The organism is Microbacterium sp. NPDC087589, assembly GCF_044743635.1.
Classification (GTDB): domain Bacteria; phylum Actinomycetota; class Actinomycetes; order Actinomycetales; family Microbacteriaceae; genus Microbacterium.
Window position 1 is genome coordinate 356,371 of the sequence record NZ_JBIUWV010000002.1, and the last position, 15,293, is coordinate 371,663.

The window sequence follows — 15,293 nt, forward strand, 5'->3', positions numbered from 1 at the left end:
ACTGTTCCGGTGACCGAAACCGTCGATGTCGTCTTGATCGGTGGTGGCATCATGAGCGCCACCCTGGGTACCCTGCTGCACGAATTGCAGCCGGATTGGAAGATCGTCGCCTTCGAGCGACTCTCCGATGTGGCGCAGGAATCCTCGAACCCCTGGAACAACGCGGGCACCGGCCACGCGGCGCTCTGCGAGCTGAACTACATGCCGCAGCAGAAGGGTGCTCCGCTCGACCCGGCCAAGGCCGTCTCGATCAACGAGCAGTTCCAGCAGAGCCGTCAGTTCTGGTCGTCGCTGGTCGACAGGGGAGTGCTCGATGCTCCGTCGACCTTCATCAACGCGACGCCGCACATGACGTTCGTGCGCGGTGAGAAGGACGTCAAGTACCTCAAGGACCGCTACGAGGTACTCAAGAAGCAGCCGCTCTTCGAGGGCATCGAGTACAGCGAGGACTCGCGCGTCATCAACAAGTGGGCGCCGCTGCTCATGCAGCAGCGCCGCAAGGGCGAGCCGTTCGCCGCCACCCGGGTGCCCGCGGGCACCGACGTCGACTTCGGTGCGCTCACGCATCAGCTCTTCGACCACCTCACGGACTCGGGCGTCGCGTTGCGCACCAACCACGAGGTCAAGAGCCTGAAGAAGCAGAAAGACGGCACCTGGCTGATCAACTACCGCACGACGATCGGGCGCACGCCCAATCAGATCAAGGCGCGCTTCGTGTTCGTCGGCGCCGGCGGCTGGGCGCTCAAGCTGCTGCAGCGCTCGGGGATCCCCGAGATCAAGGGCTACGGCGTCTTCCCGATCGGCGGACAGTTCCTCAAGACCTCCGACCCGAAGATCGTCGCCCAGCACCAGGCCAAGGTCTACTCGCAGGCATCCGTCGGCGCACCACCGATGTCGGTGCCGCACCTCGACACTCGGGTGGTCGACGGCGAAGCATCTCTGATGTTCGGACCCTTCGCGACCTTCAGCCCCAAGTTCCTCAAGAACGGCTCGATGCTCGACATCGTGTCGCAGGTGCGCACGCATAACCTGTGGCCGATGCTGCGCGTCGCGTTCGCGAACCCCGACCTCATCACCTACCTGGTCGGCGAGCTAATGAAGAACCACGCCAAGAAGGTCGACAGCCTCCGCACGTTCATGCCGACGGCGAAGGACGAGGACTGGACGCTGATCGACGCCGGTCAGCGTGCGCAGGTGATGAAGAAGGATGCCAAGAAGGGCGGCATCCTGCAGTTCGGTACCGAGGTGGTCGCGGCGGCCGACGGCTCGATCGCCGGTCTGCTGGGTGCCTCGCCCGGTGCGTCCACTGCTGTACCGATCATGCTCGATCTGCTGAAGAAGTGCTTCCCCGACGAGTACCCCGCTTGGGAGTCCGAGCTGCGTGAGCTCATCCCCACGTTCGGAGAGCAGCTGAACAAGCATCCGGAGCTGGCGGCGAAGTCCACCGCGGCGACGGCGGCCACTCTCGGCATCAACGAGTAGCGCGCCGGTGGCGAAGCTCTACTTCCGCTACGGGGCGATGAACTCGGGCAAGTCCACCTCGCTGCTCCAGGCCGCGTACAACTACGAGGAACGCGGCCAGCATGTGCTGCTCGCGAAGCCGGCGATCGACACCAAAGGCGCGTCCGAGATCGCGAGCCGTCTCGGCGTGACCCGTGAGGTCGATTTCCTCATCGGCGCCGATGCCGACGCTCGGGCGCTGTTCGCCGCGCAGCGAGAGGCGGTGCGCAGCGCGGTTGCGGGGGAGCACCTCACCGACGGAGGGCTCGACGTCGCGTGCCTCCTCATCGATGAGGCACAGTTCCTCACCTCCGAGCAGGTCGATGACCTCTTCCGCATCGCGATCGAAGACGGCATCCCGGTGATCGCCTACGGGATCCGCAACGACTTCCTGACACACGCATTCCCGGGTTCGGCACGGCTTCTCGCGATCGCGCACTCTCTCGAGGAGCTCAAGACCATCTGCCGCTGCGGGCGAAAGGCCGTCTTCAACGGCCGCGTGGTCGGCGGGCGCTTCGTCTTCGACGGCGATCAGGTCGCGATCGACGAGGGCGCTGACGGGTCGGCGGCGCCGGAGATCACCACATACGAGTCGCTGTGCGGTGCGTGCTACCTCGAGGAGTCCGGCGGGCGCCTGGGCTGAGAACGCACCCGCACCGCATCTCCCTCCGCCTCTCGGGCGGTGTGTCGGCGTGGGCGGATTGCGTGGTCTGACCACACGCGCTACTGTGGTCAGACCACATAGGCGCGGCCACGACGGACGCAGCCGAAAGCGGACGACGAGGAGAGCGGATGCCGGAGCAGCCTGCACGCGCCTGGCGTCTCGTCCTCGAGCACGTCGAACGCGACCTCCTCGACGGCCGTCTCGGACCCGGTGATCGGCTCGCCTCCGAACGCGACCTCGCTGCCGACCTCGGAGTCGGCCGCTCGAGTGTCCGCGAGGCTCTGCGTGTGCTCGAGGTGATGGGCCTGATCCGCACAGCGACGGGCTCAGGGCCCCAGTCGGGCGCGATCGTGATCGCGACCCCGACCGGCGGCATGTCGACGCTGCTGCGTCTCCAGGTCGCGGCGCAGGGGTTCCCGCTCGCAGACGTGGTGCAGACGCGTCTGCTGCTCGAAGATGCCGTCGTCGCAGCACTCGCCTCCCAGTCGGCCCCGGATCTCGACGCGGCTCACCGGGTGCTCGCTGCGATGGACGCGCCAGCGCTCACCCCGGCGGAGTTCCTCGCGCTCGACGCGCAGCTGCACCTCGCCCTCGCCGAGTCGAGCGGCAACTCGGTCGTCGCGGCGATCATGGCCGGCCTGCGCACTGCCATCGAGTCATACGTGCAGGAGGGTGCGGCAGCCATCGCCGACTGGGACGCCATGGCCGCGGTCCTCCGCTCCGAGCATCGCGCCATCATCGCGGCCCTCGGCGCGGGCGACGCGCAGACCGCGCAGGCCCTCGTGCATGCGCACATCACCGGCTACTACACCGCGGCGGGCCTCACCCGCAGCATCCGACCCACCGACTGAGAGGACACGACATGGTCCAGCGCCAGGTTCCCAACCCTGCAGAGCTTCTCGACCTGATGAAGTTCAAGAAGCCCGAGTTCAACGGCAAGAAGCGCCGCCTCGACGCTGCGCTCACGATCGATGACCTGCGCACGATCGCGAAGCGTCGCACGCCGAAGGCGGCGTTCGACTACACCGACGGCGCGGCCGAGGGCGAGCTCTCGCTCACACGTGCGCGCCAGGCGTTCCAGGATGTCGAGTTCCACCCCGGCATCCTTCGCCCGGCTCCTTCGGTCGACACCTCGGTCGACATCCTCGGCGGCCCGTCGGCGCTGCCGTTCGGGATCGCCCCGACCGGATTCACCCGTCTCATGCAGACCGAGGGCGAGGTCGCCGGTGCAGGCGCCGCAGCCGCGGCGGGCATCCCTTTCACGCTGTCGACGCTCGGCACGACGTCCATCGAGGACGTGAAGGCGGCGACCCTTCGAGAGCCTCAGGGGCCGGTTCCGGGAAGGAACTGGTTCCAGCTGTACGTCATGCGCGATCGCGAGATCTCGTACGAGCTCACCCGTCGCGCGGCCGCCGCCGGGTTCGACACGCTGCAGTTCACGGTCGACACCCCGGTCGCGGGTGCGCGACTGCGTGACAAGCGCAATGGATTCAGCATCCCGCCGCAGCTCACTCTCGGCACGATCATCAACGCGATCCCTCGCCCGTGGTGGTGGTATGACTTCCTCACGACGCCCAAGCTCGAGTTCGCGTCGCTGAGCACCACCGGCGGCACCGTCGGCGAACTGCTCGACGCCGCCATGGACCCGACGATCAGCTACGACGACCTCGCCGTGATCCGCGACATCTGGCCAGGGAAGATCGTGATCAAGGGAGTGCAGAACGTCGAGGACTCCCTGCGGCTGCGTGACGCCGGCGTCGACGGCATCGTGCTCTCCAACCACGGAGGCCGCCAGCTCGACCGCGCGCCGATCCCGTTCCACCTGCTGCCCGAGGTGCGCAGGGCGGTGGGCGACGACTTCACGGTCATGATCGACACCGGCATCATGAACGGCGCCGACATCGTCGCCGCCGTGGCGCTCGGCGCCGACTTCACGCTCATCGGCCGAGCCTACCTCTACGGCTTGATGGCGGGCGGGCGTGCAGGTGTCGATCGCACGATCGAGATCCTCCGCAGCGAGATCGAGCGCACCATGCGACTCCTGGGCGTCGCCTCGCTCGCCGAGCTCGAGCCGTCGCATGTCACACAGCTCACCCGCCTCGTGCCGGTGACGCGCTCGGCCTCCGACGCGGTGGTGCGCTGACGCGGCCGTCGGTCAGGCCGCGGGCTCGGCGACCGGCCGCGCCCGCGGCGGCCACGGGATGAGCATCGACGTGCTGCGGCGATACTCGGCATAGGCCGGGTACTTGCCGGCGGTGATGGACTCGGTGAAGATCGTCGAGCCGACGAACAGGACGCTGAGCAGCAACGGGCCGATGATCGTCCCGTTGATCACGCCGCCGAAGAGCCCCGCACCCGATGCCACAGCGGCGCTCGCACCGATCGCATAGAGCACCCACCACTGGCTCTGCTCGAAGAAGAAGTTGGGGTGGCGACTGTACCGGAACAGCCCTTCAGTGACGAAGCCCGGAGCCAGCGTCCCACCGGCCTGCTTCTTCCGTCGGTGGAACTCCCACTGCTCGCGGTCCGCGACCGTCTCGCCGACCAGCAGCATGAGGAAGAGCGCGCCGAAGAGGAGGTCCCAGGCGTTCAGCGGCGCGGGGTTCTGCAGTGCGATCTCGGCGGGCAGCGTGATCAGCACGAGCAGTGTCATCTGGTAGCCGATGATGAACAGCAGGTTGAAGATCTGGAACTGCCAGGGCTTCATCCGCCCGCGCAGAATCGCCCACCGGTAGTCCTCCATGCCGGTGTACCCGCCCTTGCGGGCGAAGTTGAACGTCAGCCGGATGCCCCAGGCGGTCACCAGCGCAGCCATCAGGGTCAGACGGCCCGCATCCTCGCCGCTCGCGATCCCTGTTCCCGCGAAGATCCACACGTAGATGACCGGGACGATCGACCACGCCCGGTCGACCCAGGAGGTGTCGCGGGTGAGGAGAGACAGGATCCAGCACGCCGCGCTCGCGACAGCTGCGGTCAGGATGACGATCAGCAGCGGTTCCATATCGACATGCTAGAACTCTGCAGGCTGATACTGGGGGAGGCGGGCGTCGACCGTCAGAGAGTCTGGAGAAGCTCGTCGAGCTTGTCGGCGGTGTCTTCCCAGCCCTCCACGGCCACCGAGGGCACGCCGATCGCGAGGACGGGGTAGTCGTTGCCGCCCTCATCGAGTCGGTCACCGTAGAAGAGCATCGACGTGAGCGGGATGCGCGTATGCTCGGCGAGCTGCGTCATGCCGAACGCCTTGTCGATGCCCGCCAGGGTGATGTCGATCGAGGTCGAGCCCCCTGAGCGCACCTCGAGGTCGGGGAGTCGCGCCGCCACGGCGTCCCGCAGAGACTCCCGCTTCGCACCAGACGGGTCCCAGTCGTGCTTCGCGTCGCGGGGAGCCTTCTGCCCGAGCGCCGAGAAGGTGATCTGAGATCCGCGGTCCTCGAGGATCTCGCCCCAGGGCTGCGCCTCCCAGAGTCCCAGGCGCTCCGCCTCTTCGCGCAGCGCGGTGAGGGCGGCGGACTTCTGTTCGGCGGTGAGGTCGTGCGCGTAGAGCGGCGAGAAGTCCGTGCCGTCGTGTCGCAGGTACCGGGTGCCGCAGGTCGGAAGCAGATGCAGTCGTGCGGCGGACTCGTCGTCGATGGCTCCGAGCCGAGCGATCACCTGTGCGCGGAACTGGGTCTCGTTGCCGCCCGAGATGATCGCGACCTCGACCTTCTGCAACAGGGCGAGCAGCAGCGAGGCCATGCGTGCGTCGATGGGCTCTTTCGACGGGGCGAGGGTGTCGTCGAGATCGAAGGCGACGAGTGCAGGCGAGGTCATGATGCCTCCAGGGTAGACGGGCGATGCTGAGAGAAGTGCGGTGCGAAGAGCAGGGTGCCCATGATGGCGAGGGCGACCCCGACCAGGGCACCGCAGGAGTTCGCGACCACGTCGGTGAGGGTGGCTGTGCGATGAGGCAGAACGAGGCGCTGGAAGACTTCGATCGCGAGCGACAGGGCCGGTCCGAGCGCGATCGCGAGTGGCCAGAAGCGGCGCGGCACGAGGATGAAGGCAAGGATGCCGATGGGTACGAACACCAGCACGTTGGCGATGATCTCGAGTCGCGTGAAGTTGAGAGACTCCCACCCCAGGCGGTGCGCGGACGACAGCACGAGATCGAGCAGGTTCGGCATCGACTCTTCGACACGCGTGGGCGTGAGCGTGAGCAGCACCAGAACCAGGAGGAACGGGATGCCGAGAGCGAGCGCGATACCGCGAGTGAGACGGCGCGGGGGAGGCAGCAGACGACTCACACGGTGCCTTTCGCCTCGGGATGGATACAGAGAAGGCCGCCCGTGAGGACGGCCTTCCGGTGTTACTGGTCGGGGTGACAGGATTTGAACCTGCGACCTCTTCGTCCCGAACGAAGCGCGCTACCAAGCTGCGCCACACCCCGTTTTGCAACCCTCCGAGTCTACAGCGAAATGCTCTCAGCGCCGAATCGAGGCGTCACCTGCGCGCGCCGTCAGGGTGAGCAGCGTCGCCTCGGGTCGGCATGCGAAGCGCACGGGTGCGTAGATCGAGTGCCCGCACCCGGCGCTGACGTTGAGCGGCACCGTGCGTTCTCCCTGCGTCCACGTGCTGAGGCCCTTCGCCTGCTTCAGCGGGATGTCGCAGTTCGCGACGAGAGCGCCGAAGCCCGGCAGACAGACCTGGCCCCCGTGCGTGTGACCGCCGAAGACCGCGTCGGCTCCGAGGTCGACGAAGCCGTTCAACACCCGCTGATACGGCGCGTGGGTGACCCCGAGCACGGTCGTGTCGGCATCCCGGGGTCCGAGGGCGGCGATCGCCTCTGGCAGATCTTCGAGTCGATCCCAGTCGCAGTGCGCGTCGCTCACTCCGAAGAAGTCCAGCGGGTTGCCGGCGACCGTGAGCCGCGCTGCGGCGTTGTTCAGACCCGTCCATCCGAGCTCGTCGGTGAAGTAGGAATCCATCGCGTCGGTGTCGAGGAAGTTCACGTCACGCGGTCGTTCCGACGGGCCCGCGAAGTACCGGATCGGGTTGCGCGGCGACGGGCCGATCACGTCGTTGGAGCCGTGCACGAAGACGCCCGGGATGCCTGCGAGAGGTTCGAAGGCCCGTCGGATGCCCGCGAGACCGTCTCGATGCCCCAGGTTGTCGCCCGTGTTGATGATGAGATCGGGCTTCAGCTGAGCGAGGGAGGCGAGCCAGTCCTGCTTGCGATGCTGCCACGGAGCCATGTGCGCGTCAGAGATGTGCAGCACGCGCACCGGTGCGGAGCCGGGAGCGAGAGCGGATGCTGTCGCCTCACGCACTGTGAACAGGTAACGCTCGATGCCGATGCCCCAGACGGCGGCCGCAGCACCAGCGGACCCCACCGCGCCGAGCGCGATGAGGGCCGGGTGTGCCGCACGACGCGGCGTCACTTGCAGCTGACCTTGATGGATGTGCTCTTGGTGGTCGCCGTGTTCGCTGCCGGGTCGGTCGAGGTCACAGCGGCGTTCTGGCCGTTGCACGATCCGTCGAAGTCGATCGACGAGAATCCTGCGCCGAACAGTGCGCTCTGCGCTTCGGACTTCGACTGCCCGGTGATGTCCGGCACTATCACCCCCTGGCCGTTGCTCGGCGAGATCGTGATGGTCGCTCCGCTCGGAGCCTGTCCGGACGGGTCCTGAGCCATGATCACATCACCAGCGGGGCCGTCGACGGCCGGACCGACGGACGCGGTGAAGCCCGCGGCCTCGATGAGAGAGCGTGCCTCTCCGACCGACTTGCCCACCACATCGGGAACGTCCGTCAGCACCTGGCGGACCAGCTTGTCATCGGGTCGCGGGAACTGGTCAGCGGGGTAGACCGCGTTCGCGGCGCCCTGGATGGCTCGGGCGAGACCGTAGCGGATGTCACCCAGTCGGGTGCCGTCACCGTTGCGGAAGTCGTTCAGCGGCACGCGACCGTCGATGTTGCCGACCCACACCGCAGTCGTGACCTTGGTGCTCGACTCGACGAGCATGGTGTGCTCCTTCTCAGCCGTACCGGTCTTGCCGATCAGCTGGGTGCCGTCGAACGGGTTCGCCCTCGTGCCGGTGCCGTTGCCCTCCATCACACCGCGCAGTGCGAACGCGGCGGTGGCGGCCACCTCGGGAGTGAGCTGCTGGGAGCAGTTCTGCGCGGGAGGCGTGATCTCCGCTCCGTTCTCGCCGACGACCCTGTCGATCACGCGCGGCTCGCAGTAGATGCCGTTGTTCGCGACCGTCGCGTAGGCACCGGCCATCTGCAGCGGGGCCACGCTCTTCGAGCCGAGGACGGTCGGGAACGGGTCGTTCGGCGCGGTGTTGGAGGTGGTTCCGCCGACCGTGATGTCATCGCCGTTGCCGTAGTGGACGCCGAGTCTCTTGGCGACCTCGTTGATGTCGCAGAGATCGAGCTGCTGCGCCATCGCGAGGAAGCCGGTGTTCAGCGACTGCGCGGTGAACTGCCGCACGCTGCCCACCGAACCGCCGGAGTTGCCGAAGTTGTTGATCTTGTCATTGTTCGTCACCCTGTCCCCGCACTTCGTGAAGGGACTGAAGGTCTTGAGACGGCCGTCGAGTACCTGGTTGACCGAGTGGCCCGACTCCAGCCAGCTCAGAAGCGTGAAGAGCTTGTAGGTCGATCCGGTCTCGAACCCGTAGGTCGAGCCGCCGTGGGCCTTGTCTGCGGCGAAGACCTGCGAGGTCTCACCGGCGGCGAGGTTCGCCTCGGGAGTCTCGTTGAAGACGGTGTTCTGGGCCATGGCGAGGATGCGCCCGGTGGACGCCTCGATCGACACTCCGGCGCCGCCGACCAGGATCCCGGGCATCGCCTGCGGGACCTGCGACCTCACGGCGTCGATCGCGGGCTGCTGCACCCGCAGGTCGAGCGAGGTGTAGATCTCCATGCCGCCGCGACGCAGGTTCGAGCGACGCTCCTCCGCGGTGGCGCCGAAGGCCTCGTCGTTCTCGATGACGGCCTTGACGTACTGGCAGAAGTAGGCATTGTCGCCTGCGGCCCCGCAACCCTGCTGAGGCTCGCTCAGCACCGGGGCGATCGGCGTGGCCACGGCCTCGTCATGCGCGGCCTGCGTGATCTTGCCGTCGAGCAGCATCCGCTCGAGGACGTAGTCCCGGCGGTCCTTCGTGTCCTTGTAACCGTCGGCGTCTCCGTTGTGCGCCACCCCGGCGTCATCGGTCCAGATCCCACCAGGGCGGTCGATGCGGAACCTGTTGGGCTCCTGGACCATGCCGGCGATCGTGGCCGCCTGAGCGAGGCTGAGGTTCGCCGCGGTGGTCGAGAAGTATCGGTTCGCCGCGGCCTCGATGCCGTAGATGGTGCCACCGAAGTTGGCGATGTTCAGGTAGCCGAGGAGGATCTCGTTCTTCGAGTACTCCTTCTCGATCTTCAACGCGTAGCGCATCTCCTGCAGCTTGCGCTCGATGCCCTCGCCGCCCTCGGCGACTGCCGCATCGAGGAAGCACTGCTCGATCTGAGTGGAGTAGTCCTCGGCCGCGGGGTCGACGTCCTGCTCGCACTCCTGCACCTGGACGTTCTTCACGTACTGCTGCGTGATGGTGGAGGCGCCTCGGTCGGTGGTGCCTGCGACGTTCCCGACGGCGGCCTTGATCGTCGCCCCCAGGTTGATTCCGCCGTGAGTGTAGAAGTTCTTGTCCTCGCTCGAGAGCATCGCATCGTACATCACCGGTGCGACCTGGTCGTACGCGACCGGGATGCGCTTCTGCTCATAGAACGACGCCAGTGCGACGGGGTTGCCGTCGAGACCGGTCGCGTAGATCGTCGACTGCTGCATCGGTGCGCCGACCTGGAGGTTCTCCGGGAGGTCTTCGAAGATGGTGAGGGCCTGCGACCCGGCGATGCCGGTCATCGCCAGCACAGGGGTGACGCTGGCCGCGACGAGGAGACCGGCGACGGCGCTCAGCCCGACGAGTCCGAGGACTCCGCCGAGCGCACCTTTCACCGTGCGATTCTTTTGAGGCATACGCTAGATCGTAGGGGAGTTCCCTGAATACCGCCTTTGACGCAGCCGCCAGCGCGGATGCCGCCAGACAGGAGAGCCATGACCACGTGGGAGTACCTCACCACCCCGCTTCTGATCCACAACACCGCTGCGATCCTCAACAACTGGGGCAAGCAGGGCTGGGAGCTCGTGCAGGTCATCCAGGGGCCCGAGGGCGGGCTCGTGGCCTACTTCAAGCGTCCCGTGTCGGCGGATGCCGCCGGCAACGCCGGTCTCGCCGCCGCGGCTGAGGCGTCGCGCCAGTTCGAAGGAGGCGCGGCATGAGTGTCTCCCAGCGCCTGACTGAGCTCGGCATCGAGCTTCCGGCGGTGGCAGCGCCCGTCGCTGCCTACGTTCCTGCCGTCGTCCACGACGGACTCGTCTACACCTCCGGTCAGCTGCCTTTCACCGCCGGCGAGCTGCCAGCGACGGGCAAGGTCGGCGCCGACGTCAGTGCCGAGGATGCCAACGGGTACGCCCGCACCTGCGCGCTGAACGCCCTCGCCGCAGCGGCGGGTGCTGCCGGGGGAGTCGACAGGATCGGCGGAGTGCTGCGAGTCGGCGGCTTCGTGGCATCCACCCCCGATTTCACCGGCCAGCCCGGCGTCATCAACGGGGCGAGCCTCGTGCTCGGCGAGATCTTCGGCGACGCCGGTCGTCATGCGCGCGCGGCCGTCGGCGTGCCCGTGCTGCCGCTCGACAGCCCGGTCGAGGTCGAGGTCACCTTCATCCTCGCCTGACGCCGCGGTTACAGAAATGCCCCCTCCCGGTGCGGGAGGGGGCATTCCTGTCTCCGGCCTACTTGACCTGAGCCGAGATGATGCTCATCACCGCGGTGTCGGCCAGTGTCGTGGTGTCGCCGACCTCGCGGCCCTCGGCCACGTCACGCAGCAGGCGCCGCATGATCTTGCCCGAACGGGTCTTCGGCAGTTCGCCGACGATGTACACGTCGCGGGGTCGTGCGATCGCACCGATCTGCTCGCCCACCCAGAGGCGCAACTGCTGAGCGAGGCCGGCAGGATCGTGCGCCGAGAGGTAGCTCTCCTTGATGATCACGAACGCGACGACCGCCTGCCCCGTGGTCTCGTCGGCGGCCCCGACCACAGCGGCCTCGGCGGTGGCCTCGTGCGCCACGAGCGACGACTCGATCTCGGCGGTCGAGAGTCGGTGACCCGAGACGTTCATGACATCGTCCACTCGTCCGAGCAGCCACAGGTCGCCATCCTGATCGAGGCGTGCGCCGTCACCAGCGAAGTAATAGCCCTGCTTCTCGAACTTCTCCCAGTACGTCTCCGCGAAGCGCTCCGGGTCGCCCCAGATGCCGCGCAGCATGCTCGGCCAGGGTTCGGTGACCACGAGGAGGCCGCCGTTGCCATGGCCCACCTCGGCGCCGGTCTCATCGACCACGTCGATCGAGATCCCGGGCAACGGTACCTGCGCTGAGCCGGGCTTGGTCGCGGTGACGCCTGGCAGCGCCGAGACCATGATCGCGCCCGTCTCGGTCTGCCACCAGGTGTCGACGATGGGGGTCTTGCCGGCGCCGATCACGTCGCGGTACCAGATCCAGGCTTCGGGGTTGATGGGTTCGCCCACCGAGCCGAGCAGGCGCAACGATGACAGGTCGAACTTCGCCGGCACGTTGCGGCCGATCTTCATGAACGAGCGGATCGCAGTCGGAGCCGTGTAGAAGATCGAGACCTTGTACTTCTCGATGATCTCCCACCAGCGCCCGGGATGCGGGGCGTCGGGGGTGCCCTCGTAGATCACCTGGGTCGCGCCGTTCGCGAGCGGGCCGTAGGTGACGTAGCTGTGCCCGGTGATCCATCCGATGTCGGCCGTGCACCAGTAGACGTCGGTCTCGGGGTGCAGGTCGAACACGTACTTGTGCGAGTACGCGGCCTGGGTGAGGTATCCGCCCGAGGTGTGCAGGATGCCCTTGGGCTTTCCCGTCGTGCCCGACGTGTAGAGGATGAAGAGCGGGTTCTCCGCGGGAAATGCCTCGGCCGTGTGCTCGGGTGAGGCGGCCGGAACCACGTCATGCCACCAGAGGTCGCGGCCGTCCTGCCAGTCGACCTCGTTCTCGCCACGCTTGACGACGAGCACGTGCTCGACGGTCTGCTGCTCGCCGTCACCGCGGTCTGCGAGAGCCTGGTCGACAGCCGGTTTCAGCGCCGAGACACGGCCCTTGCGGTATCCGCCGTCGGCGGTGATGACGAGCTTGGCGCCCGCATCGTCGATGCGCGAGCGCAGACTGTCGGCGCTGAAGCCGCCGAACACGACCGAGTGGATCGCTCCTACGCGCGCGACGGCGAGCATCGACGCGACCGCCTCGGGGATCATCGGCAGGTAGATCGCGACGCGGTCTCCGTGACCGACGCCGAGGCCCTCGAGCACGTTGGCGACGCGCTTGACCTCGTCGGTGAGCTCGGCATAGGTGATGGTGCGCGAGTCGCCCGGTTCACCCTCCCAGTGCAGGGCGACGCGATCGCCGTTCCCTGCCTCGACATGACGGTCGAGGCAGTTGTAGGCCACATTCAGCTCGCCGTCATCGAACCACTTGGCGAACGGAGGTGCCGACCAGTCGAGCACGCGGGTGAACGGCTTGTGCCATTCGAGGAGCTCGGTGGACTGAGCGGCCCAGAAGGCCTCGCGATCGGCGGCCGCGCTCTCGTACAGCGCGGGAGAGGAGACCGACTGTGCGACGAACTCCTCGGAGGGCGGGAACTGGCGGGTCTCATCGAGAAGATGATCGATCTGGCTGCTCATCGGCAGGCGCTCCTTTGCGGCGTGGCAGGTCGTGCGGGCATGAACGCGTCTCCACGCGATCAGGTCAGGCCGAATCTAGCCTCGGGCACGGACATCGCATACTGCCGAAAGGAGGTAGTCCGGCCGGTTTTGTCAGGACGGTCGCCTTGCGTACACTCGACGTCAGCCGAATTATCATTCTGGCCTTGGCGTGCCCGATTCCCCCATGAGGGACGCCGTGGGCGGCATCTCATTCCCCCCGTGAGATGCCGCCCTCTCTTCTTCGGGAGCGCTCCCATCCGGGGGTCACTCCTCGTGCTCGTCTTCACGACCTCCTCTGCACGCCGACCGTCCGATCGGGGTTGCCCACAGGCGCCGTCCGATGCTCGGCACGCGGGGGCCGTGCGCTCGGCGCCGGGCCTAGTTTCGGGGGATGTCCGATCCCTTCGTCATCCAACCGCGCGAGACGTCGTCGCTCGTCGCCGGCGCCGCGCGAGGCGGCCGCACACCGCTGCAGGTCGATCCCGTCTTCGGCCCGCTCGCAGAGCACTGCGCTGACGAGGAGGTCACCGACATCTTCGTCAACGGCACCTCAGGGCTGTTCGTCGACCGGGGTCGGGGCGCCGAGGCTGTGAGCGGGTGGAGTGCGTCCGAAAGGGAGGTTCGCGATCTCGCGGTCGCGCTCGTCGGCCTCGGCGGTCGCCATCTCGACGACCAGGCGCCCTGCGTCGATGTGAGGCTCGAGTCCGGCATCCGAGTGCATGCCGTCCTCTCGCCGGTCTCGACGTCGGGAACGGCGCTGTCGATCCGCGTGCCCAGAGTGCGCGCCGCGGACCTCGATGCGCTGGCGGCGCTCGGCGCCTTCGACGCCAGGCAGCACAGCTGGCTGCTCGGTCTGGTGGCTGAGCGCGCCAACATCCTCATCACCGGCGGCACCGGCACAGGCAAGACCACTCTGCTGTCCGCGCTGCTGTCGGCGGCGCCGAGCTCCGAGCGCATCGTGACCATCGAGGATGTGGCCGAGCTGCGGCCGCAGCACCCTCACCATGTCGCTCTCGAGGCGCGGCAGTCGAACCTCGAGGGCGCCGGTGGCATCAGCCTCGCACGGCTGGTCCGTGAGTCGTTGCGCATGCGCCCCGACCGGCTCGTGGTCGGTGAATGCCGAGGCGAAGAGGTGAGAGAGCTGCTGACGGCTCTGAACACCGGGCACGATGGCGGCGCCGGGACCCTCCACGCGAGTGGTCTGAGCGATGTGCCGGCTCGGCTCGAAGCGCTCGGCGCGCTGGCAGCGATGGACGCCATGGCGCTCGCGCGTCAGGCCGTGAGCGCTTTCACGATCGTTCTGCATCTCGACAGGGAGCCCGGCGGGCGGCGCCGCATCGCGCAGGCGGGGGAACTCGCCCTGACCGGCGACCGGCTGAGCATCGAGGAGGTGCGACCGTGGTGAGCGCTCGGCGGCGGGCCGCCCGCGACGGAGGAGGCGACGCGGCGACGTCCGTGCAGACGCTCGCCGTGCTGCTGCAAGCCGGAGCGGTGCCGTTGGTCGCCTGGCGTCACCTCGCGTCGATCGGCGACGTGCGCGCGGCCTCCGTCGTGGATCGAGTGGACGATGGCATCCCGCTCATCGCCGCGATCGAGGCCGAGGGTGGCCCCTGGCGAGATCTCGCCGCCGCGTGGGAGGTGGCGACAACCGTCGGGGCACCGCTGGCCGAGGTGCTGCGGATGATCGCCGAGACGCTTCGCGACTCCGCAGCGGCGACCGACGATGTGCGAATCGCGCTGGCTGAACCGGCGGGGACCGCGCGTCTGCTCCTGTGGATGCCGTTCGCCGGTCTGCTGCTCGGCTTCGCCCTCGGCTTCGACACCCTCGGCGTCATCTTCGGGACGCCGGCAGGCGCGGCCTGCGTCGTGGCCGGGCTCCTGCTCGTGCTGGTGGCCCGAAGCTGGACGAACCGACTGCTTCGGCGTGCGCAGCCCGAGCCGGGCACGCCAGGCATGCAGGCGGAGCTCATGGCTGTCGCGCTCTCCGGGGGCGCCTCGATCGATCGTGCCCTGCGCCTCGTCGCGGAGAGTCCGGCGTCTCGTCGTGGAGACGACGAACGGATCCGTGCGGTGCTCGAGCTCTCGCACGCCGCGGGTGTGCCCGCCGGCGAGCTGCTTCGCGCCTCCGCCGGGCAGGAGCGCCACGCGTCTCGCGTCGACGGCCGACTGCGCGCGGCGAAACTCTCGACGAAGCTGCTGATCCCGCTCGGCGTCTGCACGCTGCCGGCTTTTCTCCTGCTGGGAGTCGCTCCGCTGCTGCTGAGCGTGCTCCTCTCGACCCCGTTGCCGCTGTGACGGCAGCCGACCACAGGATGCTCGTGC

General features: G+C 67.8%; 14 protein-coding genes and 1 tRNA gene. 8 read left to right on the forward strand and 7 right to left on the reverse strand.

Annotated features, from left to right (window positions below; genetic code table 11):
• Positions 1 to 9: 9 nt before the first annotated feature.
• The 4 genes from ACIOU8_RS07705 to ACIOU8_RS07720 all read left to right on the forward strand — a co-directional run bounded on the left by ACIOU8_RS07705 (position 10) and on the right by ACIOU8_RS07720 (position 4,307).
• Positions 10 to 1,482 carry a malate:quinone oxidoreductase gene (locus tag ACIOU8_RS07705; protein ID WP_400787786.1) on the forward strand — a complete coding sequence of 491 codons (1,473 nt, stop codon included), beginning with the start codon at positions 10 to 12 and terminating at the stop codon, positions 1,480 to 1,482.
• Positions 1,483 to 1,489: 7 nt separating this feature from the next.
• Entirely contained in the window at positions 1,490 to 2,143 is a 654-nt protein-coding gene (locus ACIOU8_RS07710) for a thymidine kinase (RefSeq protein ID WP_400787788.1), read from the forward strand.
• Positions 2,144 to 2,292: 149 nt separating this feature from the next.
• A complete protein-coding gene (locus ACIOU8_RS07715; RefSeq protein ID WP_400787790.1) occupies positions 2,293 to 3,015 on the forward strand; it encodes a FadR/GntR family transcriptional regulator in 723 nt (240 codons plus the stop codon).
• Positions 3,016 to 3,026: 11 nt separating this feature from the next.
• Positions 3,027 to 4,307, forward strand: coding sequence for an alpha-hydroxy-acid oxidizing protein (locus ACIOU8_RS07720; protein ID WP_400787792.1), 1,281 nt, complete (start codon positions 3,027 to 3,029; stop codon positions 4,305 to 4,307).
• Positions 4,308 to 4,319: 12 nt separating this feature from the next.
• Here ACIOU8_RS07720 and ACIOU8_RS07725 read toward each other — a convergent pair whose 3' ends face one another.
• From ACIOU8_RS07725 to ACIOU8_RS07750, 6 genes are all read right to left on the reverse strand, one after another.
• Complete coding sequence (locus ACIOU8_RS07725; protein ID WP_400787795.1) at positions 4,320 to 5,165, reverse strand: DUF1295 domain-containing protein; 846 nt, start codon at positions 5,163 to 5,165, stop codon at positions 4,320 to 4,322.
• A gap of 53 nt (positions 5,166 to 5,218) precedes the next feature.
• Positions 5,219 to 5,974 carry an HAD-IIB family hydrolase gene (locus tag ACIOU8_RS07730; protein WP_400787798.1) on the reverse strand — a complete coding sequence of 252 codons (756 nt, stop codon included), beginning with the start codon at positions 5,972 to 5,974 and terminating at the stop codon, positions 5,219 to 5,221.
• A complete protein-coding gene (locus ACIOU8_RS07735; protein WP_400787800.1) occupies positions 5,971 to 6,447 on the reverse strand; it encodes a VanZ family protein in 477 nt (158 codons plus the stop codon). Before ACIOU8_RS07735 ends, ACIOU8_RS07730 begins: the two co-directional genes overlap by 4 nt.
• 66 nt (positions 6,448 to 6,513) lie before the next feature.
• A tRNA-Pro gene (locus ACIOU8_RS07740) sits at positions 6,514 to 6,590 on the reverse strand.
• A 34-nt stretch (positions 6,591 to 6,624) separates the two neighbouring features.
• Positions 6,625 to 7,581: a metallophosphoesterase gene (locus ACIOU8_RS07745; protein WP_400787802.1), complete on the reverse strand. Its 957-nt coding sequence runs from the start codon at positions 7,579 to 7,581 to the stop codon at positions 6,625 to 6,627.
• Entirely contained in the window at positions 7,578 to 10,166 is a 2,589-nt protein-coding gene (locus tag ACIOU8_RS07750; protein ID WP_400787804.1) for a transglycosylase domain-containing protein, read from the reverse strand. Before ACIOU8_RS07750 ends, ACIOU8_RS07745 begins: the two co-directional genes overlap by 4 nt.
• Positions 10,167 to 10,244: 78 nt before the next feature.
• Between ACIOU8_RS07750 and ACIOU8_RS07755 the strand changes: the two genes are divergently transcribed.
• Together ACIOU8_RS07755 and ACIOU8_RS07760 are read left to right on the forward strand one after the other, a co-directional pair.
• On the forward strand, positions 10,245 to 10,469 hold the full coding sequence (locus ACIOU8_RS07755) for a hypothetical protein (protein WP_042539664.1): 225 nt from the start codon (positions 10,245 to 10,247) through the stop codon (positions 10,467 to 10,469).
• Positions 10,466 to 10,924: a RidA family protein gene (locus ACIOU8_RS07760; RefSeq protein WP_400787807.1), complete on the forward strand. Its 459-nt coding sequence runs from the start codon at positions 10,466 to 10,468 to the stop codon at positions 10,922 to 10,924. The genes ACIOU8_RS07755 and ACIOU8_RS07760 overlap by 4 nt, the downstream gene beginning before the upstream one ends.
• A gap of 58 nt (positions 10,925 to 10,982) precedes the next feature.
• Here ACIOU8_RS07760 and acs read toward each other — a convergent pair whose 3' ends face one another.
• The gene (gene acs / locus ACIOU8_RS07765; protein ID WP_400787809.1) at positions 10,983 to 12,950 is read right to left on the reverse strand and encodes an acetate--CoA ligase; all 1,968 of its coding nucleotides are present in this window, start codon (positions 12,948 to 12,950) and stop codon (positions 10,983 to 10,985) included.
• Positions 12,951 to 13,362: 412 nt separating this feature from the next.
• Here acs and ACIOU8_RS07770 point away from each other — a divergent pair, with 412 nt between their 5' ends.
• Positions 13,363 to 14,376: a TadA family conjugal transfer-associated ATPase gene (locus tag ACIOU8_RS07770; RefSeq protein WP_400787811.1), complete on the forward strand. Its 1,014-nt coding sequence runs from the start codon at positions 13,363 to 13,365 to the stop codon at positions 14,374 to 14,376.
• Positions 14,373 to 15,266, forward strand: a complete 894-nt coding sequence (locus ACIOU8_RS07775; protein WP_400787813.1) for a type II secretion system F family protein — start codon at positions 14,373 to 14,375, stop codon at positions 15,264 to 15,266. The genes ACIOU8_RS07770 and ACIOU8_RS07775 overlap by 4 nt, the downstream gene beginning before the upstream one ends.
• Positions 15,267 to 15,293 lie beyond the last annotated feature (27 nt).

What these genes read in the sequence shown, in the direction of transcription:
- ACIOU8_RS07715 (WP_400787790.1), top strand. Translation starts at nt 2,293, where the DNA reads ATGCCGGAGCAGCCTGCACGCGCCTGGCGTCTCGTCCTCGAGCACGTC.
- ACIOU8_RS07720 (WP_400787792.1), top strand. Translation starts at nt 3,027, where the DNA reads ATGGTCCAGCGCCAGGTTCCCAACCCTGCAGAGCTTCTCGACCTGATG.
- ACIOU8_RS07725 (WP_400787795.1), bottom strand. Translation starts at nt 5,165, where the DNA reads ATGGAACCGCTGCTGATCGTCATCCTGACCGCAGCTGTCGCGAGCGCG.
- ACIOU8_RS07730 (WP_400787798.1), bottom strand. Translation starts at nt 5,974, where the DNA reads ATGACCTCGCCTGCACTCGTCGCCTTCGATCTCGACGACACCCTCGCC.
- ACIOU8_RS07750 (WP_400787804.1), bottom strand. Translation starts at nt 10,166, where the DNA reads ATGCCTCAAAAGAATCGCACGGTGAAAGGTGCGCTCGGCGGAGTCCTC.
- ACIOU8_RS07755 (WP_042539664.1), top strand. Translation starts at nt 10,245, where the DNA reads ATGACCACGTGGGAGTACCTCACCACCCCGCTTCTGATCCACAACACC.
- ACIOU8_RS07760 (WP_400787807.1), top strand. Translation starts at nt 10,466, where the DNA reads ATGAGTGTCTCCCAGCGCCTGACTGAGCTCGGCATCGAGCTTCCGGCG.
- acs (WP_400787809.1), bottom strand. Translation starts at nt 12,950, where the DNA reads ATGAGCAGCCAGATCGATCATCTTCTCGATGAGACCCGCCAGTTCCCG.
- ACIOU8_RS07770 (WP_400787811.1), top strand. Translation starts at nt 13,363, where the DNA reads ATGTCCGATCCCTTCGTCATCCAACCGCGCGAGACGTCGTCGCTCGTC.